The sequence below is a fragment of the Streptomyces sp. NPDC001663 genome, from assembly GCF_042893105.1.
Taxonomy (GTDB): domain Bacteria; phylum Actinomycetota; class Actinomycetes; order Streptomycetales; family Streptomycetaceae; genus Streptomyces.
On record NZ_JBIAUR010000024.1, the window covers coordinates 139,559 to 163,990 of the forward strand.

The 24,432-nt window shown below is 69.2% G+C and carries 27 protein-coding genes and 5 pseudogenes; 13 read left to right on the top strand and 19 right to left on the bottom strand.

Going from position 1 to position 24,432, the window contains the following annotated elements; genetic code table 11:
• Nucleotides 1-251 precede the first annotated feature (251 nt).
• Nucleotides 252-476: pseudogene (locus ACFY1L_RS49475) on the bottom strand (transposase); the annotation flags it as partial.
• On the opposite strand from ACFY1L_RS49475, the pseudogene ACFY1L_RS49480 reads away from it, so the two are divergent.
• The 4 genes and pseudogenes from ACFY1L_RS49480 to ACFY1L_RS49495 all read left to right on the top strand — a co-directional run.
• A pseudogene (locus ACFY1L_RS49480) lies at nucleotides 474-920 on the top strand (MFS transporter); the annotation flags it as partial. The pseudogenes ACFY1L_RS49475 and ACFY1L_RS49480 overlap by 3 nt on opposite strands.
• A gap of 47 nt (nucleotides 921-967) precedes the next feature.
• Nucleotides 968-1,078, top strand: coding sequence for a hypothetical protein (locus ACFY1L_RS49485; protein ID WP_388841440.1), 111 nt, complete (start codon nucleotides 968-970; stop codon nucleotides 1,076-1,078).
• Between the two features lie 93 nt (nucleotides 1,079-1,171).
• Complete coding sequence (locus ACFY1L_RS49490) at nucleotides 1,172-1,963, top strand: class I SAM-dependent methyltransferase (RefSeq protein ID WP_388841314.1); 792 nt, start codon at nucleotides 1,172-1,174, stop codon at nucleotides 1,961-1,963.
• 150 nt (nucleotides 1,964-2,113) lie between these two features.
• Nucleotides 2,114-2,386 (top strand): hypothetical protein, encoded by a 273-nt coding sequence (locus tag ACFY1L_RS49495; RefSeq protein WP_388841317.1) that lies wholly within the window; start codon nucleotides 2,114-2,116, stop codon nucleotides 2,384-2,386.
• Nucleotides 2,387-2,489: 103 nt separating this feature from the next.
• On the opposite strand, the gene ACFY1L_RS49500 is transcribed toward ACFY1L_RS49495, so the two are convergent.
• A complete protein-coding gene (locus tag ACFY1L_RS49500; RefSeq protein ID WP_388841320.1) occupies nucleotides 2,490-3,272 on the bottom strand; it encodes a sulfite exporter TauE/SafE family protein in 783 nt (260 codons plus the stop codon).
• Nucleotides 3,273-3,522: 250 nt separating this feature from the next.
• Here ACFY1L_RS49500 and ACFY1L_RS49505 point away from each other — a divergent pair.
• Nucleotides 3,523-3,657: pseudogene (locus tag ACFY1L_RS49505) on the top strand (MerR family DNA-binding protein); the annotation flags it as partial.
• A 130-nt stretch (nucleotides 3,658-3,787) separates the two neighbouring features.
• On the opposite strand, the gene ACFY1L_RS49510 reads toward ACFY1L_RS49505, so the two are convergent.
• A complete protein-coding gene (locus ACFY1L_RS49510; protein WP_388841322.1) occupies nucleotides 3,788-4,207 on the bottom strand; it encodes a plastocyanin/azurin family copper-binding protein in 420 nt (139 codons plus the stop codon).
• Nucleotides 4,208-4,293: 86 nt separating this feature from the next.
• On the opposite strand from ACFY1L_RS49510, the gene ACFY1L_RS49515 reads away from it, so the two are divergent.
• Nucleotides 4,294-4,680 carry a metal-sensitive transcriptional regulator gene (locus tag ACFY1L_RS49515; protein ID WP_388841325.1) on the top strand — a complete coding sequence of 129 codons (387 nt, stop codon included), beginning with the start codon at nucleotides 4,294-4,296 and terminating at the stop codon, nucleotides 4,678-4,680.
• Between the two features lie 106 nt (nucleotides 4,681-4,786).
• Here ACFY1L_RS49515 and ACFY1L_RS49520 read toward each other — a convergent pair whose 3' ends face one another.
• From ACFY1L_RS49520 to ACFY1L_RS49535, 4 genes are all read right to left on the bottom strand, one after another.
• Nucleotides 4,787-7,069, bottom strand: a complete 2,283-nt coding sequence (locus tag ACFY1L_RS49520) for a heavy metal translocating P-type ATPase (protein ID WP_388841328.1) — start codon at nucleotides 7,067-7,069, stop codon at nucleotides 4,787-4,789.
• A gap of 110 nt (nucleotides 7,070-7,179) precedes the next feature.
• Nucleotides 7,180-7,473 carry a heavy-metal-associated domain-containing protein gene (locus tag ACFY1L_RS49525; RefSeq protein WP_388841331.1) on the bottom strand — a complete coding sequence of 98 codons (294 nt, stop codon included), beginning with the start codon at nucleotides 7,471-7,473 and terminating at the stop codon, nucleotides 7,180-7,182.
• Nucleotides 7,474-7,691: 218 nt separating this feature from the next.
• Nucleotides 7,692-8,561 carry a DUF5134 domain-containing protein gene (locus ACFY1L_RS49530; protein WP_388841334.1) on the bottom strand — a complete coding sequence of 290 codons (870 nt, stop codon included), beginning with the start codon at nucleotides 8,559-8,561 and terminating at the stop codon, nucleotides 7,692-7,694.
• Nucleotides 8,562-8,650: 89 nt separating this feature from the next.
• Complete coding sequence (locus ACFY1L_RS49535) at nucleotides 8,651-9,862, bottom strand: Ig-like domain-containing protein (RefSeq protein ID WP_388841337.1); 1,212 nt, start codon at nucleotides 9,860-9,862, stop codon at nucleotides 8,651-8,653.
• Nucleotides 9,863-10,073: 211 nt separating this feature from the next.
• Here ACFY1L_RS49535 and ACFY1L_RS49540 point away from each other — a divergent pair, with 211 nt between their 5' ends.
• From ACFY1L_RS49540 to ACFY1L_RS49555, 4 genes are all read left to right on the top strand, one after another.
• Nucleotides 10,074-10,481: a DUF6153 family protein gene (locus tag ACFY1L_RS49540; RefSeq protein ID WP_388841340.1), complete on the top strand. Its 408-nt coding sequence runs from the start codon at nucleotides 10,074-10,076 to the stop codon at nucleotides 10,479-10,481.
• A gap of 74 nt (nucleotides 10,482-10,555) precedes the next feature.
• A complete protein-coding gene (locus ACFY1L_RS49545; RefSeq protein ID WP_388841343.1) occupies nucleotides 10,556-12,178 on the top strand; it encodes a multicopper oxidase family protein in 1,623 nt (540 codons plus the stop codon).
• A gap of 219 nt (nucleotides 12,179-12,397) precedes the next feature.
• Nucleotides 12,398-13,033 (top strand): class I SAM-dependent methyltransferase, encoded by a 636-nt coding sequence (locus tag ACFY1L_RS49550; RefSeq protein ID WP_388841346.1) that lies wholly within the window; start codon nucleotides 12,398-12,400, stop codon nucleotides 13,031-13,033.
• Nucleotides 13,034-13,061: 28 nt separating this feature from the next.
• On the top strand, nucleotides 13,062-13,748 hold the full coding sequence (locus tag ACFY1L_RS49555) for a DUF2218 domain-containing protein (protein WP_388841349.1): 687 nt from the start codon (nucleotides 13,062-13,064) through the stop codon (nucleotides 13,746-13,748).
• Here ACFY1L_RS49555 and ACFY1L_RS49560 read toward each other — a convergent pair.
• Nucleotides 13,706-13,992 (bottom strand): annotated as a pseudogene (locus ACFY1L_RS49560) (two-component sensor histidine kinase); the annotation flags it as partial. The gene ACFY1L_RS49555 and the pseudogene ACFY1L_RS49560 sit on opposite strands and share 43 nt — an antisense overlap.
• Before the next feature lies 1 nt (nucleotide 13,993).
• Between ACFY1L_RS49560 and ACFY1L_RS49565 the strand changes: the two are divergent.
• The gene (locus ACFY1L_RS49565) at nucleotides 13,994-14,200 is read left to right on the top strand and encodes a DUF418 domain-containing protein (RefSeq protein WP_388841352.1); all 207 of its coding nucleotides are present in this window, start codon (nucleotides 13,994-13,996) and stop codon (nucleotides 14,198-14,200) included.
• An 18-nt stretch (nucleotides 14,201-14,218) separates the two neighbouring features.
• On the opposite strand, the gene ACFY1L_RS49570 is transcribed toward ACFY1L_RS49565, so the two are convergent.
• The 9 genes and pseudogenes from ACFY1L_RS49570 to ACFY1L_RS49610 form a co-directional block, all read right to left on the bottom strand.
• Nucleotides 14,219-15,340, bottom strand: coding sequence for a HoxN/HupN/NixA family nickel/cobalt transporter (locus ACFY1L_RS49570; RefSeq protein ID WP_388841355.1), 1,122 nt, complete (start codon nucleotides 15,338-15,340; stop codon nucleotides 14,219-14,221).
• 141 nt (nucleotides 15,341-15,481) lie between these two features.
• Nucleotides 15,482-16,141: a TetR/AcrR family transcriptional regulator gene (locus ACFY1L_RS49575; protein WP_388841358.1), complete on the bottom strand. Its 660-nt coding sequence runs from the start codon at nucleotides 16,139-16,141 to the stop codon at nucleotides 15,482-15,484.
• A 104-nt stretch (nucleotides 16,142-16,245) separates the two neighbouring features.
• Complete coding sequence (locus ACFY1L_RS49580; RefSeq protein ID WP_388841360.1) at nucleotides 16,246-16,464, bottom strand: hypothetical protein; 219 nt, start codon at nucleotides 16,462-16,464, stop codon at nucleotides 16,246-16,248.
• Nucleotides 16,465-16,524, bottom strand: a pseudogene (locus tag ACFY1L_RS49585) (hypothetical protein); the annotation flags it as partial. It lies immediately after the preceding gene.
• 398 nt (nucleotides 16,525-16,922) lie between these two features.
• On the bottom strand, nucleotides 16,923-17,795 hold the full coding sequence (locus ACFY1L_RS49590) for a F510_1955 family glycosylhydrolase (protein ID WP_388841363.1): 873 nt from the start codon (nucleotides 17,793-17,795) through the stop codon (nucleotides 16,923-16,925).
• Between the two features lie 32 nt (nucleotides 17,796-17,827).
• Complete coding sequence (locus ACFY1L_RS49595; protein WP_388841366.1) at nucleotides 17,828-18,853, bottom strand: NlpC/P60 family protein; 1,026 nt, start codon at nucleotides 18,851-18,853, stop codon at nucleotides 17,828-17,830.
• Between the two features lie 156 nt (nucleotides 18,854-19,009).
• Complete coding sequence (locus ACFY1L_RS49600; RefSeq protein ID WP_388841369.1) at nucleotides 19,010-19,915, bottom strand: M56 family metallopeptidase; 906 nt, start codon at nucleotides 19,913-19,915, stop codon at nucleotides 19,010-19,012.
• Nucleotides 19,912-20,280 carry a BlaI/MecI/CopY family transcriptional regulator gene (locus ACFY1L_RS49605; RefSeq protein WP_388841372.1) on the bottom strand — a complete coding sequence of 123 codons (369 nt, stop codon included), beginning with the start codon at nucleotides 20,278-20,280 and terminating at the stop codon, nucleotides 19,912-19,914. Before ACFY1L_RS49605 ends, ACFY1L_RS49600 begins: the two co-directional genes overlap by 4 nt.
• A gap of 95 nt (nucleotides 20,281-20,375) precedes the next feature.
• On the bottom strand, nucleotides 20,376-20,597 hold the full coding sequence (locus ACFY1L_RS49610) for a heavy-metal-associated domain-containing protein (RefSeq protein WP_388841375.1): 222 nt from the start codon (nucleotides 20,595-20,597) through the stop codon (nucleotides 20,376-20,378).
• A 109-nt stretch (nucleotides 20,598-20,706) separates the two neighbouring features.
• Here ACFY1L_RS49610 and ACFY1L_RS49615 point away from each other — a divergent pair, with 109 nt between their 5' ends.
• Both ACFY1L_RS49615 and ACFY1L_RS49620 read left to right on the top strand, forming a co-directional pair.
• Entirely contained in the window at nucleotides 20,707-21,120 is a 414-nt protein-coding gene (locus ACFY1L_RS49615) for a DUF6153 family protein (RefSeq protein ID WP_388841378.1), read from the top strand.
• 88 nt (nucleotides 21,121-21,208) lie between these two features.
• The gene (locus ACFY1L_RS49620; RefSeq protein ID WP_388841381.1) at nucleotides 21,209-21,859 is read left to right on the top strand and encodes a DUF305 domain-containing protein; all 651 of its coding nucleotides are present in this window, start codon (nucleotides 21,209-21,211) and stop codon (nucleotides 21,857-21,859) included.
• A 63-nt stretch (nucleotides 21,860-21,922) separates the two neighbouring features.
• Here the strand turns inward: ACFY1L_RS49620 and ACFY1L_RS49625 are convergent, their stop codons facing one another.
• Nucleotides 21,923-23,176, bottom strand: coding sequence for an MFS transporter (locus tag ACFY1L_RS49625; protein WP_388841384.1), 1,254 nt, complete (start codon nucleotides 23,174-23,176; stop codon nucleotides 21,923-21,925).
• On the bottom strand, nucleotides 23,173-24,318 hold the full coding sequence (locus ACFY1L_RS49630; RefSeq protein ID WP_388841387.1) for a PLP-dependent cysteine synthase family protein: 1,146 nt from the start codon (nucleotides 24,316-24,318) through the stop codon (nucleotides 23,173-23,175). The genes ACFY1L_RS49625 and ACFY1L_RS49630 overlap by 4 nt, the downstream gene beginning before the upstream one ends.
• Nucleotides 24,319-24,432 lie beyond the last annotated feature (114 nt).

Consider the following 24,432-nt stretch of genomic DNA (forward strand, 5'->3'; position numbering starts at 1 on the left):
AAACCATCGGCCCTGAGGGGGATGTGCAGGAATTTCACGGGAGGCCTGCCGGTATCGACAGACCTCGCCGCGTCTGAGGCGAGCACCACTCTCCAGGCGATCAAGCACACGTTCCACCGTTTCGATGAGCATCGAAAGGCTTGCCTTGGGCGCGGAACGACAACGTGCCGCGGGCCTTCGCCGCAGCTCCTGATGGGAGGTGGAAGATCTTCTGGCCGCCAAGCCGTGGTGGGGAGTTGAGGGCAGAGCTCGTACGGCATGTGGTCGCGGATCACGACCCAGAGCACGTTGAGGCGACGGCGCATATTGCCGCGGACGCGGCCGGAATCGCGCGGTACCGGGGCCGGCCCGACGAAGCCGGCCAGCCGGTCCGGGGTGCCGAAGGCGTCCAGGGCGCCGCCGGTGGCGGCAAGGAACTCGGCGCCGAGGCCGTCCCATGCCGGCAGACTCTCGAACGCCAAAGTGATCTGTACGTGGCTCAGGAAACCGCTCATCCCGATCCGCATGGGCACGGGACGTCTGCTCATACTGAACACCCGCACCGCCGGCGGCTGTTGTACCTGCTCTGCCTCGCCCAATTCATGCTGATCGCGGACGTGACCATGATCAACGTCGCCCTGCCGACCATCGGCGAGGACCTCGGCCTCGATGGCTCGGGCCTCACCTGGGTCGTCACCGCGTACACACTCTTCTTCGGCAGCCTGCTGCTGCTCGGCGGACGCCTCGCGGACGCCATGGGCAAACTACACGCCTTTCCAGCCGGGTTGACGTCGTTCACGGCGGCGTCCATAGCCTCGGGGCTCGCGGTGGACGGTGGGATGCTCATCGCCGTCCGCTCGGCCCAGGGCGTCGGCGCGGCGCTGATGTCACCGGCGGCGATGGCTCTCGTTACGGCGCTCTTCCACGGGCCCGACCGCAACACCACACTGGGATCACCAATGCTGGCTCCGAAGGCACCAACCGGGTCATCAAGACCATCGCCGGCGACGCCTACGGCTTCGGCAACCCCGGCAACCAGCGCTTACGCACCCGCTGCACGACCATCCGTCGAGCCCGTGGACACCTCGATGCCCGCTAATTTCGTTGAGCCCGCACCCTGCAATCGTGTTGGCTAGCGGCACCGAACCGTCAGTACCGCAGGTGTCCGCCTGGCTGTAGCAGGGAGTTGAACGTGCAGGACATTGTTGTCGACCCCGCTGCCCACAATCGGGCAGCCTGGGACAAGTATGTCCAAGAGGGCAACGAGTGGTCGAGGCCGGTGAGTGCTGAGGATGTCGAGCGCGCCCGCATGGGCGACTGGTCGATTGTTCTCGTCGGGCGTGAGCCAGTCGACCGCTCCTGGCTGCCGACGGACCTGACCGGCAAGGACGTGTTGTGCCTGGCCTCCGGCGGTGGCCAGCAGGGTCCGATCCTCGCCGCCGCAGGGGCGCGCGTCACCGTATTCGACAACTCACCCCGCCAGCTCGGCCAGGACCAGATGGTGGCGGCGCGCGACGGACTCGAGCTGCGCACCGTCCTGGGCGACATGCGCGACCTCAGCGCCTTCGGCGACGCAACATTCGACGTCGTATTCCATCCGGTCTCCAACCTCTTCGTACCAGACCTGGCACCGGTGTGGCGTGAGTGCTTCCGCGTCCTGCGACCGGGCGGAACTCTGCTCGTGGGCTTCCTCAACCCTGATGCGTACTTGTTCGACCACGAGGCGCTCGACGAGCGCGGCGAGCTGATCGTCGTGCACAAGCTGCCCTACAGCGATGTCACGCAGTACTCCGCCGAGGAACGCGCCACGAAGTTCGGCGCGGATGCCCCTCTTGAATACAGCCACACCCTCACCGACCAGATCGGCGGGCAACTCGCCGCGGGGTTCGTCCTCACGGGCTTCGCGGAAGCGCCGCACCACTCCAACGCATCCGCTCAACACATGTCGTACTATTTTGCGACGCTGGCGGTCAAGCCGGGCTGACCCAGCCGTGGGGCCGGCCGAGACGGCCGTGTCTCCGAATGGCCAAGTGGAGCGCTGTGCCAGCCCGACCCCCACTGACTTCGCTGAGCCGGTTTCACGCTGCTGTCACTCGCCCTCGGTACGGCATTCGTGTGCGCCACCACCGCCGCCATGAACGGGCTGCCCCAACAGGACATGGGACTCGCCTCCGGCCTGGTGAGCACGTCGCACGAGCTGGGTGCGGCGCTCGGTGTAGCCGTGATCTCGACCATCGCCGGGGCGAGTCTGGAGGGTGGCCGCGCGGGTGTGGCGGCCGGAACCGGCGGTTTCGACAACGCCTTCGCGGCGTGTGCGATCGTCGCTGCCGTGATCTCCGCCGTCGGCGTGCTGTTGCTGCCGACAGGCCGCCCGGACCCGTCGCAGGGGCGGGTCATGGCCCGCTGACGGAGCCCCTCGTTTGTCGTACACGTCGTGACGACCACGCTCGTGCCCCCTGACTCCTCAGATGCGCTCGGTTGTTCTCCATCGGGTCGCCGCCCCGCGGTCGTCAGGGCAGTGACTGCACGGCGTAGAGCAAGCCAAGGGCAGCGGCCAGGGCGCCGAGCAGCAAGCGCAGGGCGGTCTCGGGCAGGCGGGATTGGAGGTGCGCGCCGAGGTAGCCGCCGATGAGTCCGCCGAGGCCGCAGGCCAGGCCGAGGTACCAGTCGGGAGCGATGTTCCCGGAGCCGGTCAGGGACAGCAGGGCAAAGGCCGCCGCGCCGGCGACGGACGTGGCGAACGTGGAGGCGAGGGCGGCCGGGGCGACCCGGGCGACGGGCATGCCCCGGCCGACCAGGAGCGGGCCGAGGATGGAGCCGCCGCCGATTCCGTAGATCCCGCCAACGATCCCGACCACCAGCGCCAGCCCAGTGATGGTCCGGACGGAGGGTTCCGCGGCCGGCGTGCGCGGGGCGGGCCGGAGCGTGCGGGCGATGAGCCACATGCCCAACGGCATCAGCAAGCCTGCGACCAGGAGGCGGAAGGCGGGGGCACCGGGGACGGCAACGACACGCACCACGGCGCCGATGACCACGCCGGGCAGCGTGCCGGCCACCAGGCGGCGGGTCAGCGAACTGTTCAGAAAGCCCTCACGGCGATAACGCAGCAAGGCGCCAGGCCCGGCCACCACGTTGAAGAGCAGGTTGGTGGGGGTGACCGACGGGCTGGGCACGCCGAGCACGCTGAGCTGCACGGGCAGCAGGAACACCGCACCCGAGACCCCCACCGGGGCGGTCACCACCGCGATCAACAGGCCGACGGCCAGGCCGACCGGCCCCGTGGACCAGGTCACCGCACCCCCCGGGTTCGAACGTTGGCCCAGTATCACCACCCCGCGCGCGTGCTGTCGCCACGGTCCGCTGACAGCCGAGGGGCACGGGGCCTTGTGACCGGCGGCACCCGAGGGCGACCCACGCGGCTTGCCCTAGGAGCACGGCCCAAGGCCTGGCGTCGAACCATGAACTGCTCCCGCCGCCGGGTGCCGCGTCTACGGGCCCCAGGCTGCCGACCGGCTCCGCTTCGAGGGCGTCCAGCACCTCGGCCCACCGCTACGGGACATCCGTGACCTGCTGACCGTGCGGGACACGAAGCTGTGGCCGTGCGAGCCGGCCGAGGAGATGCTCCGCCTTCGCATCGCAGAAGTCGACGCCGAAACCGCTCGCCTCTCCACACCGCGCAGCGGACTGGAACGAACGCTCGACCGCATCCCCGCACCCGCCTGCCCTCCCGGGGTGTGCAACTACGAGTGTTGCTCAGCCTTGTCGGCAGTCGCTCCCAGGGTGCCCATGAGGGGGTGGCCGACGCGGGTCAGCCGACTTCGATCCGCTGTTTCATGCCGAGCCCCTTGTGGTTGTCCACGGGACAGTACAGCTCGTAGCTGCCCTTCTTCAGGGTCACCGTCACTTCTGCCTTCTCGCCGCCCTGGATGGTCTTGGTCTTCGCCTCCGACGCACCGGGTCCCTCGATCTCCAGGGCGTGCGCGACCTTGCCGGTGTTGTCGGCCGTGAAGGTGTACGTGCCCGGCGAGAAGGACGTCTTGGACAGCTTCAGCGCGTACTCGGTCTCCGTGACCGTCACCTTGGTTCCTGGACCGGCTTTGCTGGTAGCCGCGCTTCCGGTGTCGTTCCCCTGACCGCCGCCGCCTCCGCTGGAGCAGGCTGCCACGAGAAGAGCGGTGGAGAACGCCAGCGCGGTCGTACGCAGTGCGACTCCTGTCGAGATCGCCATATGGCTCATCCCCTTCGGGGGTCCGCTCGCGAGCCGCCGGGCTTGTCCCCGTCTGTCACGAGAGGCCCTCTAGGAGAGATACGGGCATGCAGAGCGCCCCGTTCAGCGCGATCGACGCTGCGGGGCGCCGGCCGAGATGGATACTGTGCCGAGGTATGGAGCGGGTGGATCACACCGCGGTGCAACAGGCGCTGCCGGGCTATCACGATGACAAGGACGCCGTCCTCAAACGGCTCCGTCGCGTCGAGGGCCAGGTCCGAGGGCTGCAGCGCCTGGTGAAGGAAGACCAGTACTGCATTGACGTGCTCACCCAGGTCGCGGCCACCACCAAGGCCCTCCAAGCGGTGGCCGTGCAACTGCTGGAAGACCACCTGCAGCACTGCGTCCAGGAAGCCGTCATGGCGGGAGGGGACGAGGCGCGGGACAAAGTGGCCGAGGCGTCTCAGGCCGTCGCCCGCTTCCTGCGCACCTGACCTCAACTGCGTTGCCAGTCCGGCCCCGGAGGGGCCGAACACCCCCAACATCGAGGCGCCCGGCCGCTCCGGCCGGGCGCCTCGGTCAACGGTGTTGCCCGTCCGGTTACTTGAAGGACCGCAGCCGCAGGCTGTTGGTCACGACGAAGACCGACGAGAAGGCCATCGCGGCGCCCGCGATCATCGGGTTGAGCATGCCGAAGGCGGCCAGTGGCAGGGCCGCGACGTTGTAGCCGAAGGCCCAGAAGAGGTTTCCCTTGATGGTGGCGAGGGTCCGGCGGGAGAGGCGGATCGCGTCGGCGGCCACGCGCAGGTCGCCGCGCACGAGGGTCAGGTCGCCCGCCTCGATGGCGGCGTCCGTGCCGGTGCCCATCGCCAGGCCGAGGTCGGCGGTGGCGAGGGCGGCCGCGTCGTTGACGCCGTCGCCGACCATCGCGACGGTACGGCCCTCGCCCTGCAGCCGCTTGACGACGTCCACCTTGTCCTGCGGCAGGACCTCGGCGATCACCTCGTCGATGCCGACGGCCCTGGCCACGGATTCGGCGACCAGTTGGTTGTCGCCGGTCAGCAGGACCGGCTTCAGGCCCAGCCTGCGCAGTTCGGCCACCGCTTCGGCGCTGGTCTCCTTGACCGCGTCGGCGACGGTGAGGACACCGCGCGCTTCGCCGTCCCAGGCGACGGCGACTGCCGTACGTCCCTCGGCCTCCGCGGCGGCCTTGGCGTCGGCCAGCCCCTGAGGCAAGTCGATGGCCCACTCCGCCAGGAGCCTCTGTCGCCCGACGAGAACCGCGTGACCGTCGATAACACCCTGGACGCCAAGACCGGCGACGTTCTCGAAGTTCTCCGGCACGGGCAGGCTGCCGGCCCGCTCGACCGCACCGGCCGCGATGGCCTGCGCTATCGGGTGCTCCGAGGCGTGCTCCAACGCGCCCGCCAACCGCAGCAGTTCGTTCTCGTCCACACCGGGGGCGGTGAACACGTCCTGGAGTTGCATCCGGCCTGTGGTGACCGTGCCGGTCTTGTCGAGGACCACGGTGTCGACGCGGCGCGTGGACTCCAGGACCTCGGGGCCCTTGATGAGGATGCCCAGCTGAGCTCCCCGGCCCGTGCCGACCATCAGCGCGGTCGGCGTGGCGAGCCCCAGCGCGCACGGGCAGGCGATGATGAGGACCGCGACGGCCGCGGTGAACGCGGCGACGGTGTCGCCGGTCATTGCGAGCCACGCTCCGAACGTACCGGCTGCGATCAGCAGCACTACCGGCACGAAGATCCCGGAGATGCGGTCGGCGAGCCGCTGCACCTCGGCCTTGCCGTTCTGCGCGTCCTCCACAAGCCGTGCCATCCGCGCGAGCTGCGTGTCGGCGCCGACGCGGGTGGCCTCGACGACGAGCCGGCCCCCGGCGTTGACCGTGGCCCCGGTGACCGTGTCCCCCACCGTGACGTCCGCCGGTACCGATTCGCCGGTCAGCATGGACGCGTCCACCGCGGACGTGCCCTCGACGACGGTGCCGTCGGTCGCGATCTTCTCCCCGGGCCGTACGACAAAGTGGTCCCCGACGGCCAACTGTGCGACCGGGATGCGTACTTCCCTGCCGCCCCGCAGTACGGAGACGTCCTTCGCGCCCAGCTCCAGCAGTGCCCGCAGTGCCGCACCCGCCTTGCGCTTGGACTTCGCCTCCAGGTAGCGCCCGGCGAGGATGAACGTCGTCACGCCGGCCGCGGCCTCCAGATATATGGAGGAGGAGCCGCCGCCACGGGAGATGGTGAACTCGAAGCCGTGCCGCATGCCCGGCATCCCGGCGTCGCCCCAGAACAGCGCCCACACCGACCAGCCGAGCGCGGCGAGCGTGCCGATGGACACCAGGGTGTCCATGGTCGCGGCACCGTGCCGGGCGTTCGTCCAGGCGGCCTTGTGGAAGGGGAAGGCGCCCCAGACCACGACCGGTGCGGCCAGCGTCAGCGACAGCCACTGCCAGTTGTCGAACTGCAGGGACGGCACCATCGCCATCAGGACGACGGGCACCGTGAGCACGAGCGATATGTACAGACGCTGCCGCAGCGACAACAGCTCGCCGTCCGCCGCCGGGGCGGTCTGCGCTTCTCCCTCGGCCGCAGCCGCGGTGGTGGGCGGCGGCGGCTCTTCGGCGGTGTAGCCGGTCTTCTCGACGGTGGCGATGAGGTCGGTGACCTCGATGCCTTCCGCGTACGAGACCTTCGCCTTCTCGGTGGCGAAGTTGACGGTCGCGGTGACGCCGTCCAGGCGGTTGAGTTTCTTCTCGATGCGGGCGGCGCACGAGGCGCAGGTCATACCGCCGATGGAGAGCTCGATGTCGTGGGCGGGCGCGGGTGGCGCCTCGGGGACTGCTTTCTCGGGAGCCGTGCTGGTCATGGGCGTATCTCCTGGGTAGGCCGGGACGTACGGCGTCCGTATGAGCGGAGCGGCATGCCCCGGCGCGTGGAGGGTTCTCGCGTTGCCGGGGCCTGCCCCCGGCGGAGCCGTCAGGCCTGGCCGACGAGCTCGTAGCCGGCCTCGTCGACGGCTGCGCGGACGGCCTCTTCGTCGAGCGGGGCGGCGGAGTTGACGGTCACCTCGCCGGTCTTGGCGACGGCCGTGACCGCGGTGACGCCGTCGAGCGCGGAGATCTCCTGGGAGACCGCGCCCTCGCAGTGGCCGCAGGTCATCCCGGACACCTTGTAGACGGTGGTGACACCGACGCCCTGGACGTCGACCGTGGCGCCGGAGCCGCAGGAACCGGTGCCGCAGCAGGAGCCGGAGTTCGTCTCAGTAGTCATGGCTTTTCCCTCAGGGTGTGGATGCGTGGGTCGCTCTCCGGGAAGGGCGTCGTTCCCCGGCCCCTCCCAGCAACGAGAACACTATACCCCCTGGGGGTATTTCATCTGCCTGTGGCGCCGTTCATACGGACCTCTCCGCGACCGGGCGGCACGCGCGCGGACGTGAAGGCAATACGGGATCAAGTCCCGCCGCCGGGCCGGTCAACGACTCCCGGCGATCACACGGCCATCATCAACAGCATCGCGGACATGGTCCCGCCCATGCCGATGTGCGCCGCCAGCGCCGCGTCCGGCGCGGCCCCGAGTTTGCGGCGCCGACCGCGCTCGGACCGCTCCGCAGACCTTGCCCTGCCCCACACCGCGAGCGTCAATGACGCCAGGAAGACGAGCACCGTGTCCGGCATGGCCAGCAGCCACCGAACCCAGCCGAACCGCGAGTCGGCACCCCGCCGGCTCGGACCGGCACCCCTGGCCCTCGCCCACACCGACGCGCCGATCGACAGCAGGAAGTACACGGCGAGCCCCGCGATCACGAACCGCCACACGGAACCGGACCCCGCGGAGGAACCAGAGCCGGCGACGGTGTGTGCCATCCCCGACATGTCCATCCCCTGCATCGAGCCCATCCCCTCCATGGACTCCATGCCGGCCATCCCGTGCCCGCCGGCCGTACCCGCCATGTCGCCCATGCCCGGCATGTGCGCCATGGAGGAGCTGCCCAGAGCCAGCACCGGCCCCGACGACGTACTCGTCATAGCGAGCGTCATGATCACCATCCCGGCGCTGCCCACAATGAGGTGCACCCAGTGACGACCTTCTTTCCACCCGCACGCACGCGTGTGTTTGACCGCCATCACCACGCCCCCGAACCCGAGGACGCCGAACGCCACCGCCCACCACATGCCGTAACCCGCATACCAGCCCACTGTCGCCGGAAGGGCCATGGCGGCCATACACAGCCCCATCAGCAGGTCGCCGCCCGCCGCGAACCGGATCTCGCCACTGGTGGTCATCACCCGCACCGCACTGACGGCGGCCACCAGAACGGCGACCGCCGCCACGGTCCAACTGAGCGCCAGAGTTGCCATGTTCACCATCCTGAAGGACGTCGACTGCTAACGCCCTTAGTACGCCCCAGGGCCGGGCGATGTTCAGGAGACGGTGTTGAACCGGCGCGTCAGTCGAGGGCACTGCCCTTCTTCCAGGCCTCCCAGCCGACGTTCCAGTCGCCGTAGCCGTTGTTGACCGCCACGGTGTCGACGGAGTGGACCACGGTGACCGGGTCGCCGAGGTGGACCTGGCCGTAGAACCACTTGGCGTCCGACGTGCTCATGCCGATGCAGCCGTGGCTGCCGTTGACCACGCCGAACTTGCCCGCGTTCCACGGCGCCGCGTGAACGTAAGTGCCGGACGGGGTGAGCTGGACGTCCCACTTCACGGAACCGAGGTTGTACGCCTCAGAGCCGAAGATGCCGACCGTCCGGGAGTTCATGCGGATTGTCGGCACCTTGCTCAGTACGACCATCGTGCCGTTCCAGGTCTCGAAGCCCTTCTTGCCGCTGGAAACCTTCAGGGTCCGCAGCAACCGGCCGTTCTTCGACACCGTCATGGTCTTCTTGTTGACGTCGACGGTGCTGGTCACGGCGTCGCCGATGCGGAAGTTCACGACACGCTGCTGCGTGCCATACACGCCGCCGCCCGCGTTCACGCCCGCGAGATCCATGCGGAGGGTGACGTCGGTGCCCGGCTTCCAGTACTTCTCGGGACGGTAGTCGATGCGGTCCTTGCCGTTACGGTCCTTCATCCAGCTCCAGGCACCCTCGACCGCAGGGGAGGCAGTGACCTTCAGCTTCCGCTCGACGGCCGCTTTGTCCTGGATCGGCCTGTTGAACGTGATCGACACCGGCATTGCCACGCCGACCGTCGCGCCCTTGTCGGGGAAGTACTCGCCGACGACCGGGTTCTTCGGCGCCTCGGTGGTGAAGGACGCGGTCTTGGTGAGGTGCGATCCGCCGTTCGCCCTGCCGTCCGCCTTCACCGTGTAGGTGGCACCCGGGGCGAGCGGTGCCGTGGAGGTCCACACGGACTTGCCCTTCGACCAGGTGCCGGAAAGTGCGCCCGGACCGGGGGAGGTGACTTCGACGGACGACAAGGATCCGCCCTGGGCACGCACTGTCACCTTCTGGCCGACCGGCACCTTGGCGTTCGCGCCGCCGGGCTCCACGACTATCGCGGGCGGTTCGCTGTTCTTGTCGCCCCTCGCCTTGTCCGAGTCGCCGTCCGCCTTGCCTCCCCCGCTGCACCCGGCAAGGACAACGACGGCCGCTGAGGCGAGCGCGACCGGCTGCGCAATCCGGCGGACGAGCCGCGGTGTCGGCCGTTGTCGCATGAGGCTCCCCCTCGATCGACCTAAGACCTAAGTGCTTTAGTAGACGATCAGGAAGACTTCCCGGTTCCCCTTCGCGCTCGCCGCGGACACTCGGTTCCCGGGTACCCCCGGAGGCCGACAGCTGCCTCCGAATGGGGCAACGCGAGACGCCCGAGGTACCCCCTGGGGGTAAGATGCTGATCCGGCAATCCCAATCCATCAGGTGGAGCGCATGACGATTCGGTCGGCTCGCGGCGGCGGCATAGCCGTCCGCTGGGCGTATGGGGTCTTCCTCACCCTGTGCGTCGCGCTGGCCGTGCTCGTCCACCACGAGACGCCCGCGATGGACGTCTCCTCCATGCCGGACACGGCCCACGCCGTTCACGCCATGCCGGCCGGGACGGCACCGTCCGTCTCGGGCGCATCCGCGCACAGCGCCAATGACGGCACGTGCGCCATGCCGACCATGCAGCACTGCACCGCGGCGAGTGTCTCCTCCGTGCAGCTCGCCGCACCCGCCCAGGCCGAGGTCGGTCCACTGATGAACCTGCGGCACGTCACAGCCGGGCGCGCTCCCGGCGCCGCAGCTGTCGGCCGCGCCCCACCCGACCTCTCCGTCCTCTCTCAACTGCGCATATAGGCCGCGCCGGACGGCGCGCGATGTGCCGTCCCCCGCGACCACATCGGCAGTTTCGAGTCAGAGGACACAACCCCATGAACAGCATCAACCGTCGCTCCGTCCTGCTCGCCGGGCTGGGTGCCGCGGGCGTCGGCGCGCTCGCCGCCTGCACCAGCGGCTCCGGTTCCGGCAGCGACAAGGGTCTCGTCAACCCGTCCGGCTCGGCGGTCGCCGCCGCCGACAAGAAGCGGACCAGCACCGGACGACAGCACAAGCTCACCCTGACCTCGGCCCCCGCGATGATCGACCTGGGCGGCGGCGTCATGCCCAAGACCTGGGCCTTCGACGGGCGCACCCCGGGCAAGGAGGTCCGGCTGTCCGTCGGCGACACCCTGGTCGCCGAGCTGTCCAACCAGCTCCCGAACAAGACCACCACGTCGATCCACTGGCACGGCATCGCGCTGCGCAACGACATGGACGGCGTGCCGCCCGCCACCCAGACCGCCGTCCGGGCCGGCTCGACGTTCACGTACCGCTTCATCGCCGACGCCCCGGGCACGTACTTCTTCCACCCGCACATCGGCGTCCAGCTCGACCGCGGCCTGTACGCCCCGCTGATCGTCGAGGACCCCAAGGAGACCTTGGACTACGACGACGAATGGGTCGTCCTCCTCGACGACTGGGTCGACGGCGTCACCGGCACTCCCGACGAGGTCTTCGCCGAACTCAAGCACGGCATGGGCGGCATGGGCATGGGAGCAAGCCCCAGCTCCGGCGGCACGGACGGCCACGACATGGGAGACATGGGCGGGATGGACATGGGCGGCGACTCCGCGTCCCCCTCCCCCACGGCCTCGGCCTCCTCCGGCGGCATGTCGATGAAGTTCATGCTCATGGGCGCCGAGAGCGACCTGCTCGGCGGCGACGCCGGTGATGTGAAGTACCCGCACCACCTGATCAACGGCCGGGTGGCGACCGACCCGGACGTCTACACCGGCAAACCCGGCAAGAAGGTACGGCTGCGGATCATCAACGCGGGTTCGGACACTGCCTACCGCGTCGCCCTGGGCGGCCACAGGCTGACCATCACCCACACCGACGGCTTCCCGGTCCAGCACCAGGAGGTGGACGCCCTGCTGGTCGGCATGGGCGAACGCTACGACGTTCTCGTCACCCTCGACGACGGCGTCTTCCCCCTGGTCGCCCTGGCCGAGGGGAAGAACGCGAACGGCCTCGCCCTGGTGCGCACAGGCTCGGGGAGCAAGCCGTCCGCGACCGTCCGCCCCAAGGAGCTCGACGGCATGATCATGACGGCGTCCCAGCTGCGCGCCGCCGACGACGTACGCCTGAAGTCCGCCAAGACCGACGTCACGCATCAGATCAAGCTGACCGGCGGCATGACGAAGTACAACTGGGCCATCAACGGCACGCCGTTCGACATGAACGACCCCGAGGCGAGCCCGATCCTCATCGAGGAGGGCCAGCGCGTCCGGCTCGACTTCGTCAACGACAGCGACATGTGGCACCCGATGCACCTGCACGGCCACACGTATCAGCTAGGTGCCTCGGGACCGCGCAAGGACACCGTGATCGTGCTGCCCAAGAAGAAGCTGTCCGTCTTCTTCGACGCCGACAATCCGGGCCAGTGGATGCTGCACTGCCACAACGCGTACCACGGCGAGGCCGGGATGATGACGAACGTGGCCTACCAGGCCTGACCTTCGCTCTCGCCGTCCGGGCGGGTTCGTCGGCTGCCGACGGACCCGCCCGGATGCCGTATGGGCAGCTCCTCAGTCCTCCACCCTCATCCCTATACGCGACGTCGTGATCAAAACAGCATGGATTGACAGAGACACTGTGTCTCGATAAAGCTTGTGGTCGTCACGAGCAGCCGGACAAGAACCCGGGATGCCAGACGCAACGGGAAGGACACCGGCATGGCCGGCTCACTCCGTCACCCTCACCCGCACCACCACCCCGATTCCGCGGAACCGTCCGGGCCCGACGACCTGTACGCCAGCCCGCCGCCCTGGGATATCAGCCGGCCGCAACCGGCGTTCCTGGCACTCGCCAAGGCGGGCGCCATCCAGGGCCGGGTGCTGGACGTCGGCTGCGGAACCGGCGAGCACGTGCTCATGTGCGCAGGCCTCGGCCTGGACGCCACGGGTGTCGACCTCGCCTCCCGGGCCCTGCGCGCCGCCGAGAAGAAGGCGCGCGAGCGGGGCCGCACGGCGAGGTTCCTGCCCTGGGACGCCCTGCAGCTGGCCGGTCTCCGCGAAGACTTCGACACCGTGCTCGACTGCGGTCTCTTCCACATCTTCGGCGGCGCCGACCGCGCCACGTACGTCGACAGCCTGCGCGCGGTGATCCGACCGGGTGGCCGCTACTTCATGCTGTGCTTCAGCGACCGGCAGCCCGGCGAGTGGGGACGAGTGCACAAGCTCGCGCGGAACGAGATCGAGGCAGCGTTCGCCGAGGGATGGCGTATCGATTCCATCGAACCCAGCACGATCGACATCACCACCGACCCGGACGGTATCCGGGCCTGGCTCGTCGCCCTCACCAGGGCCTGATCCATTGAGAGACCCGGAGAGGAACACCATGCTGACCGCGGAAGCCCGAGTCGAAACCGAGCGCGCGAGCCGCTACCTCGTCCAACTCTGCCGCCACGCCCAACAGATGGGCCGACACTCCCGCTACAGGGCACGCCCCCACAGCGGCGGTGACGCGCACCGGCCCCCGGAAGTGCATCATGTCGAGTGGACGGACACCCACGGGACCGTGTGTGTGAACCTGGGCCAGTGGACCATGGAGGCCACCGCGGACGCGCTGACGCTGCGAGCCGACGCCGACACAGAGGAAGACCTGCAGCGGATCCAGGAGCTCGTCGCCGGACGCATCGAAAAGATCGGCAGGCGCGATCGCCTCACCGTCACCTGGCAGCGGCTTGGGACGACCGGCCTGCAGCCGGACGAACCCGACTCGGTAGCAGGGTCTCAGCCTCGGGAGGAGCAGCAGCACCCCATGGGAGCGCAACGGCGCTGGTCCTTCGGGGTGGTCGGCGGAGTCGTCGCCCTGATCATCGTCGCCCACCTGGTGCTCGGCGGGTCCGTGCTGGCGGCTTCGCGGTGGCTGGGCTGGGGCGCCGGTGCCGTTGTTCTCCTGGTCGTCCTCGCGAAGGTAATCGGCATCGGGACTCTGGCCACCCGCCACGGTCACCTTCACACCCGGAAGCGCAAGTCGGGTCACGACTCACCCCGGACAGGCAGTGCCAGGCGGAGTTCGTAACCGCCGTCGGCCGTGGGGCCGGAACTGACGGTGCCGCCGAGGAGTTCGGCCCGCTGGTGCAGGTCGACGATGCCGTGCTGGGCAGCGGGAGGGCGGGCCGGGTGGGGGCGGTGTTGGTGACAGGGGCGTGGACCGTGCCGTACTCGTACTGAATTGAGATGGCGGCGGTCGCGCCGGGGGCGTGCTTGCGGACGTTGGTCAACGCCTCCTGGACCGTGCGGTAGACGGCGCGTTGGACGGTAGGCATGGTCTCGCTGACCGCCTACGTCGTGCACGTCCTCGCTATCTGGGTCGTTGGCATGGAGGAGGAGACTCTCCCGGCTTTGATCGCGCTGCTCGCTTTCATCGCGACCGCCATGCTGCTGGCCACCGTCTGGACGCGATGGTTCCGGCGTGGCCCGCTGGAGTACGTGCTCTACGTCACGACCCACCTCAGCCGCCACCTCAAGTGACCACCCGGCATGCGCTGCTCAGTCCTCCGCCGGCGCGGGCGTCCACTTCTCCTCGAGCCGGCCGTAGCGCCAGATCAGCAGTGCGGCCGCCCAGGTGACGACGAAGAGAGCCACGACGGCGTATCCCACGCTGTTGAGGTCGATGCCGCCGACCCAGTCCCAGAAGGCGCCGTGGAGGGAGAGCTTCTCCCCGGCGATCGACAGGAGTTCGACCGTGCCGATGATGAGGGCGGCGGCGACCGACAGGCCGGTGATGGTGATGTTGTAGAAGACCTTGCGGACCGGGTTGGAGAACGCCCAGGAGTACGCGAAGTTCATGAACGAGCCGTCGATGGTGTCGAGCAGGCTCATGCCTGCCGCGAACAGCACCGGCAGGCACAGGATCGCGTACCAGGGGATGCCGGCCCCGGCGGCGCCGGCCGCGAGGAACAGCAGCGAGACCTCGGTGGCGGTGTCGAAGCCGAGGCCGAAGAGGAAGCCCAGCGGGTACATGTGCCAGGACTTGCCGACCGCCCGGGTCGCACGGCCCAGGATCCGGGTCATCACACCGCCCCCGGCGCCCAGTTGCGCCTCGAGGTCCGCCTCGGTGTGGCCGCCCGAACGCATCCGGCGGAAGACCTTGAGGATGCCGATCAGGGCGACGAGGTTGAAGGCCGCGATGACGTACAGGAAGACGCCGGAGACCGAGGTGCCGATGAAGCCGAGCGTCGAGTGCAGGCTGGAGCCGTCGTCCTGGACCGGCCCGGCGAGCGAGCGCACGCCGAGCGCGAAGAGCAGCGCCAGCAGGAAGACGACGCTCGAGTGGCCGAGGGAGAAGAAGAAGCCGACGGACAGCGGTCGCTGCCCGTCCGAGATCAGTTTCCGGGTCGTGTTGTCGATCGCGGCGATGTGGTCCGCGTCGAAGGCGTGCCGCATCCCCAGCACGTACGCCGTGACGCCGAGTCCGATGCCGAACGCTCCCTGTCCGCCGCCCAGTTCGAAGTGCTGGGGGACGACGATGAGGAGCAGCGTGCCCCAGCCGATGACATGCAGCGCGAGGATCGCGGCGGCCAGTCCGCTGGCCCGGGCCCATTCGCGCGGGGTGAGTGCTCCGCTGATACGCCGGAGGAGGCCCGGCCGGGGCTGGGGCGCAACGGTCATGACGGTGTCCTTGATTCCTGGTGGTGCTCGACGTCGTGGTCCATCCTGCATGGCATTCGATGCCCAGATGCAAAAGGATTGCAATAACTAGAGGAGGTCCGCTGCCAGACAGTGCGGAGCTGCGGAAACAGCCGGGGAAGCTCAGTGACCGGAGTGCTGTGCGCCGGGGCCGTGATGGCGGGGGTGTGCGCTTCGGCTTGCGGGCTTCGGATCGTCCGCTACGAGGTTCCCGGCGCGGAGCCCGGACAAAGTGACCGCGACGAGGCGGTCGGCGGCCGCATCGGAAGGCAAGGTGGCAGCTGCCGAGAGGGCGTGGAGGCAGTACGTCGCGAGCTCGTCCGGTGCGACATCGTCCCGGAAGTTGCCGGCCTGCACGCCTGCGGCCAGGAGGTCGCGGATCATGCCGTGGAGCTGCTGCTCGGCGTGCGCGACCTGCTCGTCCCGGTGCAGGAAGGCCGCGAATTCGGTGCCGTGCTGCCCGCGGGACTGGCGTGAGATGTGAGCGAACGCCCGGAGAACCGCTTCGAGTTGTTCGCCGACTCCGTCGACCTGGTCGCGGACCTCCGCGAGCTGTTCCAGGTGCTCAGCGATCTGGCGGTCGTGCCAGGCGAGCAGGATCGTCTCGACGTCGGGGAAGTACTTGTACAGCGTGGCCCGCCCGATGCCGACCTGCTCGGCGATCTGCGACATGGTCACCGACCGCACTCCGCGCTCGGCGGCCAGTTCCGCCGTGGTGTTCAGGATCGCGTCGCGCACCGTACGCCGGTGCTCTTCGATCGTCTCGGTCCACAGCTTCGGCACCCCGTCAGTGTACGCGGTGGCGCTGTCCATACACCCCGTTCAGCCCCGTACCGCTGTGTCTTGGAAACCATGCGCCCTCGCCGCCAATCGAGGGAACCCGCAGGTCAGCTCGTCATGGTGGATTTCTTGCCGGACGGGGTGACGGCATACCAGGCCTTGTCCTTGCCCTGGCCGTTCATCTGTCCGGCCTTCGTGTCGCCCATGTACCGGTACAGCGGCCAGCCGCCGAGAGTCAGCTGCTTCATGCCGTCCCGGTGGACCGTGCCGAGAAGGCTCTCCTCGACCCCCATGGTCTGTACGGAGTCCTGGACCATGACGGGCATCCACGTCTTCGTGCACTGACCCGCGCATGTCCATTTGGACGGAGTCGGCTGGTCCTTGTCGTAGCGGTAGAGAGAGGGTCATCCCCTTGTCGTCGGTCACCATGCTGCCCATGCCCTTGTCCGACTTGGCCATCAGCATGGTGGTCGTGGCCATGTGCCCGCTGCCGGAGTCACCGCTGCCGGCCGGTGCGGAGGTCGCTGATTCCGCGGCGGCCGTGGCGACCGGCGCGGTACTGCCGGGGCTCGTACCGGCGGCGGTCTGGTCCGACGAGCTGCCACACGCCCCCAGCAGAAGCGCCGCGGCGAGCCCTGCGGCCGAGAGGAGGACGATGCGTTGCTGGATCACGGAGTTTCCCTTCGCCGGACGTTCTACTTACTCCCTTAGTACGTCGGGCAACTCCCGCCCACTCAGCCACCGGTGCCACATGGTGAAGCCTTGACCGACTGCGGCGGAGAACTCAGGAAGCGAGCGGCGCCAGTTCGGTGAAGGTCCTGCCGCCGTCGCGCGACTCGTACACGCCTGCCATCGTCGCGGCGAGGAGGTGGCCGGCGTCCATGGCGGTCAGCGCCTGGGGCTGTCCGCCGGGCACGGTCGTGAGCTGTTTCCACGTCATGCCGCCGTCCGGGCTCGTGCTCAACTTTCCGGAGGTGTCGATGCCGAACAGGGCCTTCTGCGCGGGCCAGGACACGAACGCCTGGACCGGCCCGGCGCTCTTGCGGAAGGTGCGGCCGCCGTCGGTGCTCGTGGCCACGCCATCGGCCGTGGTCGCCAGCAGCTTGTCGCCCGAGGGGCTGACCGCGAGGTCCAGGGCCTCCAGCGTCGCCCGGTCGTCCCATTCCTTGAGGTCGGTGCTGCCCTGGATCCGGCCGCCCTCGTACCCGTAGAGCGTGCCCTTCGCGAAGTCCAGGGAGTGGAAGTCGGCCTCCCCCGACAGCGATCGGGACGTCCAGGCGCGGCCGGCGTTCCTGCTCTGGATCAGGCCGAGATTGCTGGGGCGGTCGCTGCCTTCGGCGCCGTGTCCGCTGGCGATGAAGGTGTTCTTGCCGGTCACCATGAAGCCCATGAAGTCGTCCCGGCGGTCGCCGACGAGCTTCGGCTTCCGCCCCTTGGCGATCGTGTACAGGCCGTCGTGGGTCGCGACGTACACGCGCCCGTCGGCGGGGTCGACGCCCAGGCCGTGCACGTGCGAGAGCGCCGACTCCGAGTGGGAGGCTGCCGATTCCTCGCCCGTGTCGGAGGATGCGCCGCCTCCGCAAGCTGCGAGAGCCAGAGAGGTGAGTGCGGTCACCGCGACCGTGAACGGGGTGCGGGCGGTCGGACGTGCAGGCACGGAAGTTCCTCAGGTGGTGCGGGTGTTGGTGCTCAGGGCCTGGTGGCGGCATAGAACGGCATGTAGCCGACCTGGGTGATCTCGATGTTCTTGCCCGTGCGCGGGGCGTGGATCGCCTTGCCGTCGCCGATGTAAATGCCGTTGTGCTGGCTGTCGTTGTACCAGTAGATGATGTCGCCGGGTTGCAGGTCCGACTGCGCCACCTTGCGGCCGGCGTCGTACATCTGCTTGACGGTGCGGGGCAGTGAGACACCGGCCGAGCGCCAGGCCGCGCCCACCAGGCCCGAGCAGTCGTAGGAGCTGGGGCCGGTCGAACCCCACTCGTAGGGCTTGCCGAGCTGGGCGTACGCGAACTCGATGGCCGTCTTCGCACGACCGCTGGCCGGACCGTTGTAGCTGGCGGGCGTGTCGCTGGTGCCGGCGGCGGCGTCCTCGCGGTCCTGGGCGGCGTCCATCCTGGCGCGCTGCTCGGCGGTCAGACTGTTCAGGAGCTTGCGGGCCTTGGTGAGCTTGCCCTGGACCTCGTCCTTCTTCTTCGCGGCCTCCGTGCGCGCTTCGTTCAGGTCCTTCAACTGCTGTGCGGCGTCCGCGCGTTCCTGTGCGAGTTCGCGCTGCTTGCTCCGCAGTGCCCGCAGTGCGGCGGCCTGCCGGTCTCCGGTACGGCCGAGCGCCTCGGCCTTGTCGAGGTAGTCGTCCGGGTCGCTGGACAGGAACAGCTGCACGCTCGGGTCGATGGCCCCACTGCGGTACTGCTCGGCGGCCAACGGCCCTATTTTCTCGCGGAGTTCGTTGAACTCCTGCTGCTTGCGGGCCAGGCGGTCCTGTGCGCCGTCCACCTCACGCTGCAGCTTCTGCTGCTTCTCGAGGATGCCGTTGTACTCCTCGGTGGGAGCCTCGGCCTCCTCGTAGAGCTTCTCGACCTGCTTGCGCACCTCGTCGACCGTGGGCTTCGGGGCCGCCTCGCTCTGCGTCGGGAGGAGGCTCACCGCGCCGGCTGCAACGCCGAGGGTGGCTATCCGGGCGCGACTGGGCGGCTTCGGCCGACGGTGCGTTCCCATCGTGAGGTGGCTCCTCTGCGCGTCTGTGTACCGAGGGACGGGATGCGGCCGTCGGGACGGTGCCGCGACGTCGGCGGCAAGTCCGTTAGAACTTAGTAGCTTAGTAGTTGGGATCGCAACCGGGTCGCGAGTGACAGCGGCCTCACTCGCTGTCGGTCAACCGAGTGGACAGGCCACCACCAGCGGCAGCAGAGGGACCGCTACGGTCGCCGCGGCCACACACCCCCACAGGGCAGGGTGAGTTGTTTGGCGCGGGCCGAGGATCCGCTTCATGCGGATCAGGACGGTGTGCCCACCCGCCGCGAAGGCGCCCGCCGGCGTGCGGGCGACGGCCATCTCGTACATCGCCGTGGCCAGCGCCTCGCTGGAGTGACGCCGCAAGGCCCGGTCGTCGGCAACCATCTCCAGCAGAAGTGCCGTCTGCTCCCGGGCGTGATGGGCAAGGGGCAGCCGGCGGAACACCGAGTGGAATGCCTCCGCGACGGCCAGGGCCAGGTGGTGGCGCCCTGCGATGTGGCCCTGCTCATGTTCCAGTACGGCGCCGATCTGCTCTGGCGTGAGTTCCCGTACGGCCGCGTCACTGATCACGATGCGGGCGTGGCGGCCGGGCAGGCAGTAGGCGGCGGGGATGCCGTACGGCAGGACGGTGGCGGACAGGCCGGCGGAGTGGCGGCCCACCAGGTCCACGGCCTCGCGGTGCCGTGCCCGCGCCCGGCGGGCTCGTACGACGTGGAGGGCGAAGCTCGAGAGCAGGGCGATGCCGATGACGGCGGGCAGGGCGACAGCGAGCCGATGCGCTGTGCCGAGGTCGAGTTCGCCCGCACTGACGTGCATTCCGCAGGTGTGCAGCAGGCCCATGAGCCCCGCGTGCAGGTGCTCGGTGGGCATGGCCAGGTTGTACGCGGCGAGCGCGGCGCCGATGGCGAAGGAGGCCATCAGGGTGTGCCACACGGCCGCCGCGAGAGCGGGGGCCCGGTACGGCCAGCCCGCGCGGAGGAGCAGGCGCGGCGCGAGGAAACCCACGACCGCCGTGTAACCGAGCAGCACGGGCGCCGCGTTCACGGCTTCGCCTGTCGTCCCACGTTCCGCAGGGCCTTGCGCAGGGCGGCCACCTCTTCTTCGGACATCCTCTCGACGAAGTGGACCAGCGCGGCGGGACGGTCCTTGCTCTCCCCCAGGCCGTCCTCCATCAGTGCGGCCGCGTACGCCTCGCGGCTGCGGACCGGGGAGTACAGCCAGGCGCGGCCGTGCTTGCCTCGCAGCAGCCAGCCCTTGTTGTAGAGGATGTTGGTCACGGTCATCACCGTGGTGTAGGCGACGGGACGGGTCTTGTTGATGTCGTCGACAACCTCGCGCACCGTCGCCGGACGGTTCCACGTCCAGAAGCGGTCCATGATCTCCGCCTCGAGGTCCCCCAGCCGCCGCATGGCCCCGACTTCCTTTCGCCACCGAATGCGCAAGCGAGTACGCAGGGCCATAGTAGACGGCTGATCTGCGCGGCCTTCGGGGCGCAACGGCGGGGTCACAGCCGCCCGGTGAGTTCGTAACCCGCTTCGTCGATCGCCTCGCGCACCTGGGTGTCGTCGAGCGGGGTGGCGGATGTCACGGTGAGGCGGCCGGTTGGAATGTCGACCCGCACGTCAACGACGGATTCGAGTGCGGAGACCTCCTGTTTCACGGCGTTCTCGCAGTGGCTGCACGTCATGCCGGACACGCTGTATTCGGTCGTCAGTACGCCGGACACGGTCCCTCCCGTCAGAGCCTGCTATACCCTGGGTGGGTATAGCAATCCGTGTCTACTCCGATGACGCCCGGGACGCAAGGGGCAGATGATCCGCGCCTACGACGGGGCCGTGACAGGCCCCGGACAGCTCGCTCGACCGCAGTTGGCGCTGCGGTCCTGCGTACTGCTCGTGTGCACGCTTCTGCTGGGACTGCTCGGCATGCACGGTCTCGGGCCGGTCCCCGGCGACGCAGCTGACACCGGACACCACCAGATGGCGGCGGCTGCGCACACGGATGTCAGGGCCTCGATGCCGGGCGAATGCGATCACGGTGACGGCGGCTGCAGTGGCCACGTCAACCACGCGGACGCGACGTGTGCCTCCGCATCCGTCGCCGGGACTCCCGTGGTGGTTCCGGTGCTGCTGCCCGACGTGGCGTCGTGCGCCGAGCAGCCGTCTGCGGGCGCCTCTCCTTTCGGCGGCGGCCCTGACGGCGGCCGCGCCCCGCCCTCACTCTCCGAACTCCAACTCCTGCGGATCTAGAACGGCCCGCACAACGCCGCCCGCCCTTGCGGACGCGGCGCCGTGCTCCGGCATGCCCTTCACCAGATCCGAACGCAGGAGCTCAACCATGACTGCACACCGCAGCCTCATCCGTCGTACCGCCCTCGCCGTCACCGCCGGTGTGGCCGCCCTTGTGCTCGCCGCCTGTGGCAGCGACAACGACAGCGGCGGTCACGACATGGGGTCGATGAACTCCGACTCCAGCCCGTCCGCGCCCGCCGCGGCCAAGGCGGGCGCCCACAACGACGCGGACGTCTCCTTCACCAAGGAGATGATCCAGCACCACCGTCAGGCCGTCGACATGGCCGATCTGGCCACCGACCGCGCCTCCTCGCAGGAGGTCAAGGACCTCGCCGCGAAGATCAAGGGAGCGCAGGACCCGGAGATCAAGACGATGTCCGGCTGGCTCACCTCGTGGGGCGAGGAGGTTCCCGAGGACATGTCGTCCTCCATGCCCGGGATGGACCACGACATGTCGTCCTCCATGCCCGGCATGATGAGCAGTGCCGACATGGGCAAGCTGGACAAGGCCTCCGGCACGGAGTTCGACAAGATGTTCCTCGGGATGATGGTCGAGCACCACGAGGGCGCCGTCACGACGGCCAAGTCTGAGAAGTCCGACGGCAAGTACGGTCCCGCCACGAAGCTCGCGGACGACGTGATCACGGCCCAGACGGCTGAGATCGAGCAGATGAACAAGATGCTCGGCAAGAGCTGACGTATCGCCAGCGGAGGTGTGGCCCTCGTCGTACGGCGACGGCCACACCTCCCTCCTGCGGCGTCAGAGGGGAGCGAGCCGCTCCTTCTCCCGCGCGACCAGCCGTCCACTGCGCGCAAGCTCAGCAACGGAGGCCGCGCAGGCGAACCCTGTGGCGGCCAGGGCCCACCAGGGCAGCCAGAGGGCGTCGTGTCGTTCGGCGAAGTCCCACAGGGCGCCGATGGAAAGGTTGCCGAGGGTGATGCCGAGGCCGGAGACGGTGTTGTACAGGCCGTAGTGGGTGGCGACGAGACGATTGCCGGAGAGCGTGACGACCGTGTCCATCTCGAAGGGGTAGACGATCGCGCTGCCGGCCGCGAGCAGGGTCACCGCCACGACCAGGGCGGTGAGTACGGCGGTGGCGGTCTCCGGTGGGGTGAGGGCGAGGGGCAGGAAGGCCAGGCCCATCGCAGCCAGTCCGCGCACCAGGGCCTGGGCGGGGCTCCAGCGTTGCTTCGCCCAGCCAGTGAGCCGGAGTTGTCCGGCGACGGCGACCGCGGCCGAGACGACGAAGAGTCCGCTCGTCGCCCAAGTCCCCTTCGAACCCAGGGCCTTGGTGGCAGCCAGTGGCAGGGCCAGGTAGACCTGGAAGGTCAGGACGTACGAGCCGATCATCGCGGTGGCGAAGAGCAGGAAGGGCCGGTTTGCCGCGACCGTGCGCCACTGGGCCAGCACTTTGTCGGACGTCGACGCACGTGTCTCACCCCGCAGGGCGGGCAGCACACGCCCTTGCAGCACGGTCAGGACGGCGAAGATGGCGGCGGCGACGGTGCAGACGAGGCGGAAGTCGGCGGCCAGCAGGGCGAGTCCGACGAGCGGGCCCAGCAGCATGCCGGCCTGGTAGTAGACGTTGAAGGTGGCGAAAGCGTCCACGCGTCGCTCTCCCGCTTCAGCGGCCAGGTAGGCGCGGACGGCTGGGTTGAACAGGGCACCGGCGAAACCGGTGGCCGCCGAGGCGGCGATCAGGGCGGGCAGGTTGTCGACCCAGCCGAGCAGGCCGAAGCCGACGGTGCGCAGCAGGCAGCCGGCCATGATCGGGGCCTTGTAGCCGAAGCGGTCGGCGAGGGTGCCGCCGATGAGGAACATGCCCTGCTGGGAGAAGTTGCGCACGCCCAGGACGAGTCCGACCGCCCAGGCCGCGAGGCCGAGTCCGCCGGAGAGATGGGCGGCGAGGTACGGCATGAGCATGTAGAAGGCGAGGTTGATGGCGAACTGGTTGGCCATCAACAGCCGTGCGGCGGGCGGGAAGGAGCAGGTCTGCCGCCACAGGGCGCTCATCGGGCGCCTCCTGCGAGGACGTGCGTATCGGCGTCGGGTCGGCAAGCCGTGGCGAGGGGATCGCTGATGTGAGTGCACCGCGTCCAGCGGGTCACGGTCCGGTCGCCGGGGTGGACGATCTCGTCCGGGTCGTCGGCGGGCAGGTGGCCCAGGAGGTCGTGCTCTTGGCAGTAGGCGTCGTCAAAGATGGTGCCGACGTAACGTTGCGGGCCGTCGGGGAAGATGGCGACGATCCGGTTCTCGGCGGACAGAGTGCGGGCCAGCCAGCGGGCGACGAGCGCGACCGCGCCGACGCTCCAGCCGCCGGTGGCGTAGTGGTCCCGGGCCAGGCGGCGGGCAGCCCACACCGCTTCGGGGGCGGCGATCCAGTGGACCTCGTCGAAGAGGTCATAGGCGACGTTGCGGGGGTAGATGCTGCTGCCCAGGCCGCGCATCAGACGTGCGGTGGCGAGCTGACCGAAGATGGTTGATCCAGTGGTGTCCACACCCACCACGCGTAGGTGGGGGAAGTAACCGCGCAGCACGGAGCCGATGCCCGCGGAGTGCCCGCCGGTACCGACCGAGACGACCAGGGTGTCGATGCGGCCGAGCTGGGCGACCAATTCGTGGGCGAGCGGGGCGTATGCGGCCACGTTGTCGGGGTTGTTGTACTGATCCGGGCACCAGGTGTCGGGACGGATGGCGAGGAGTTCTTCGACGCGGTGGCTGCGGGCCTCCTGCCATCCCCCGGTGGGGTGCGGGGCGTCGACGACGTCGACCTCTGCACCGTACGCGGTGAGCAGACCGGTCATCAGGGGTTCCATGCCGAGGTCGGTGACGACGGTGACCGGATGGCCGTACGCGGCCCCGGCGAGGGCCAGGCCGAGGCCAAGAGTGCCGGAGCTGGACTCGACAATGCGGGCGCCGGGCCGAAGCTGCCCGCGCTCACGGGCGGCGCGGACCATGTGCAGCGCGGCGCGGTCCTTGATGCCGCCGGGGTTGAGGCCTTCGAGCTTGGCCCAGAAGCCGCGTTCGGCAGTGGTGAAGGGTGGGCCGATCCAGAGGACCGGGGTGTCGCCGACGAGTCCGGCCGGGGTGTGCGTCGGGCATTTGGCGCCGGCGAGCAACTGGGCGGGGGAGGTGGGCATGGTGGGGTGGTTCATGGCGTGCTTCTCCTGCGGCCGGTGCCGTGAACAGCGACCGGCCTTGCGTAGGGGGAAGATGCGGAGGTGATCGGCTGCCGCGCCGCGGCCTTGGGCGTGAGCGCAGCATGGGGC

Coding starts and splice junctions, on each gene's coding strand:
- ACFY1L_RS49545 (WP_388841343.1), top strand. CDS start 10,556: ATGAACAGCATCAACCGTCGCTCCGTCCTGCTCGCCGGGCTGGGTGCC.
- ACFY1L_RS49520 (WP_388841328.1), bottom strand. CDS start 7,069: ATGACCAGCACGGCTCCCGAGAAAGCAGTCCCCGAGGCGCCACCCGCG.
- ACFY1L_RS49495 (WP_388841317.1), top strand. CDS start 2,114: ATGAACGGGCTGCCCCAACAGGACATGGGACTCGCCTCCGGCCTGGTG.
- ACFY1L_RS49555 (WP_388841349.1), top strand. CDS start 13,062: ATGCTGACCGCGGAAGCCCGAGTCGAAACCGAGCGCGCGAGCCGCTAC.
- ACFY1L_RS49550 (WP_388841346.1), top strand. CDS start 12,398: ATGGCCGGCTCACTCCGTCACCCTCACCCGCACCACCACCCCGATTCC.
- ACFY1L_RS49595 (WP_388841366.1), bottom strand. CDS start 18,853: ATGGGAACGCACCGTCGGCCGAAGCCGCCCAGTCGCGCCCGGATAGCC.
- ACFY1L_RS49535 (WP_388841337.1), bottom strand. CDS start 9,862: ATGCGACAACGGCCGACACCGCGGCTCGTCCGCCGGATTGCGCAGCCG.
- ACFY1L_RS49515 (WP_388841325.1), top strand. CDS start 4,294: ATGCAGAGCGCCCCGTTCAGCGCGATCGACGCTGCGGGGCGCCGGCCG.
- ACFY1L_RS49525 (WP_388841331.1), bottom strand. CDS start 7,473: ATGACTACTGAGACGAACTCCGGCTCCTGCTGCGGCACCGGTTCCTGC.
- ACFY1L_RS49540 (WP_388841340.1), top strand. CDS start 10,074: ATGACGATTCGGTCGGCTCGCGGCGGCGGCATAGCCGTCCGCTGGGCG.
- ACFY1L_RS49530 (WP_388841334.1), bottom strand. CDS start 8,561: ATGGCAACTCTGGCGCTCAGTTGGACCGTGGCGGCGGTCGCCGTTCTG.
- ACFY1L_RS49565 (WP_388841352.1), top strand. CDS start 13,994: ATGGTCTCGCTGACCGCCTACGTCGTGCACGTCCTCGCTATCTGGGTC.
- ACFY1L_RS49630 (WP_388841387.1), bottom strand. CDS start 24,318: ATGAACCACCCCACCATGCCCACCTCCCCCGCCCAGTTGCTCGCCGGC.
- ACFY1L_RS49620 (WP_388841381.1), top strand. CDS start 21,209: ATGACTGCACACCGCAGCCTCATCCGTCGTACCGCCCTCGCCGTCACC.
- ACFY1L_RS49570 (WP_388841355.1), bottom strand. CDS start 15,340: ATGACCGTTGCGCCCCAGCCCCGGCCGGGCCTCCTCCGGCGTATCAGC.
- ACFY1L_RS49605 (WP_388841372.1), bottom strand. CDS start 20,280: ATGCGGCGGCTGGGGGACCTCGAGGCGGAGATCATGGACCGCTTCTGG.
- ACFY1L_RS49580 (WP_388841360.1), bottom strand. CDS start 16,464: ATGCCCGTCATGGTCCAGGACTCCGTACAGACCATGGGGGTCGAGGAG.
- ACFY1L_RS49510 (WP_388841322.1), bottom strand. CDS start 4,207: ATGGCGATCTCGACAGGAGTCGCACTGCGTACGACCGCGCTGGCGTTC.
- ACFY1L_RS49625 (WP_388841384.1), bottom strand. CDS start 23,176: ATGAGCGCCCTGTGGCGGCAGACCTGCTCCTTCCCGCCCGCCGCACGG.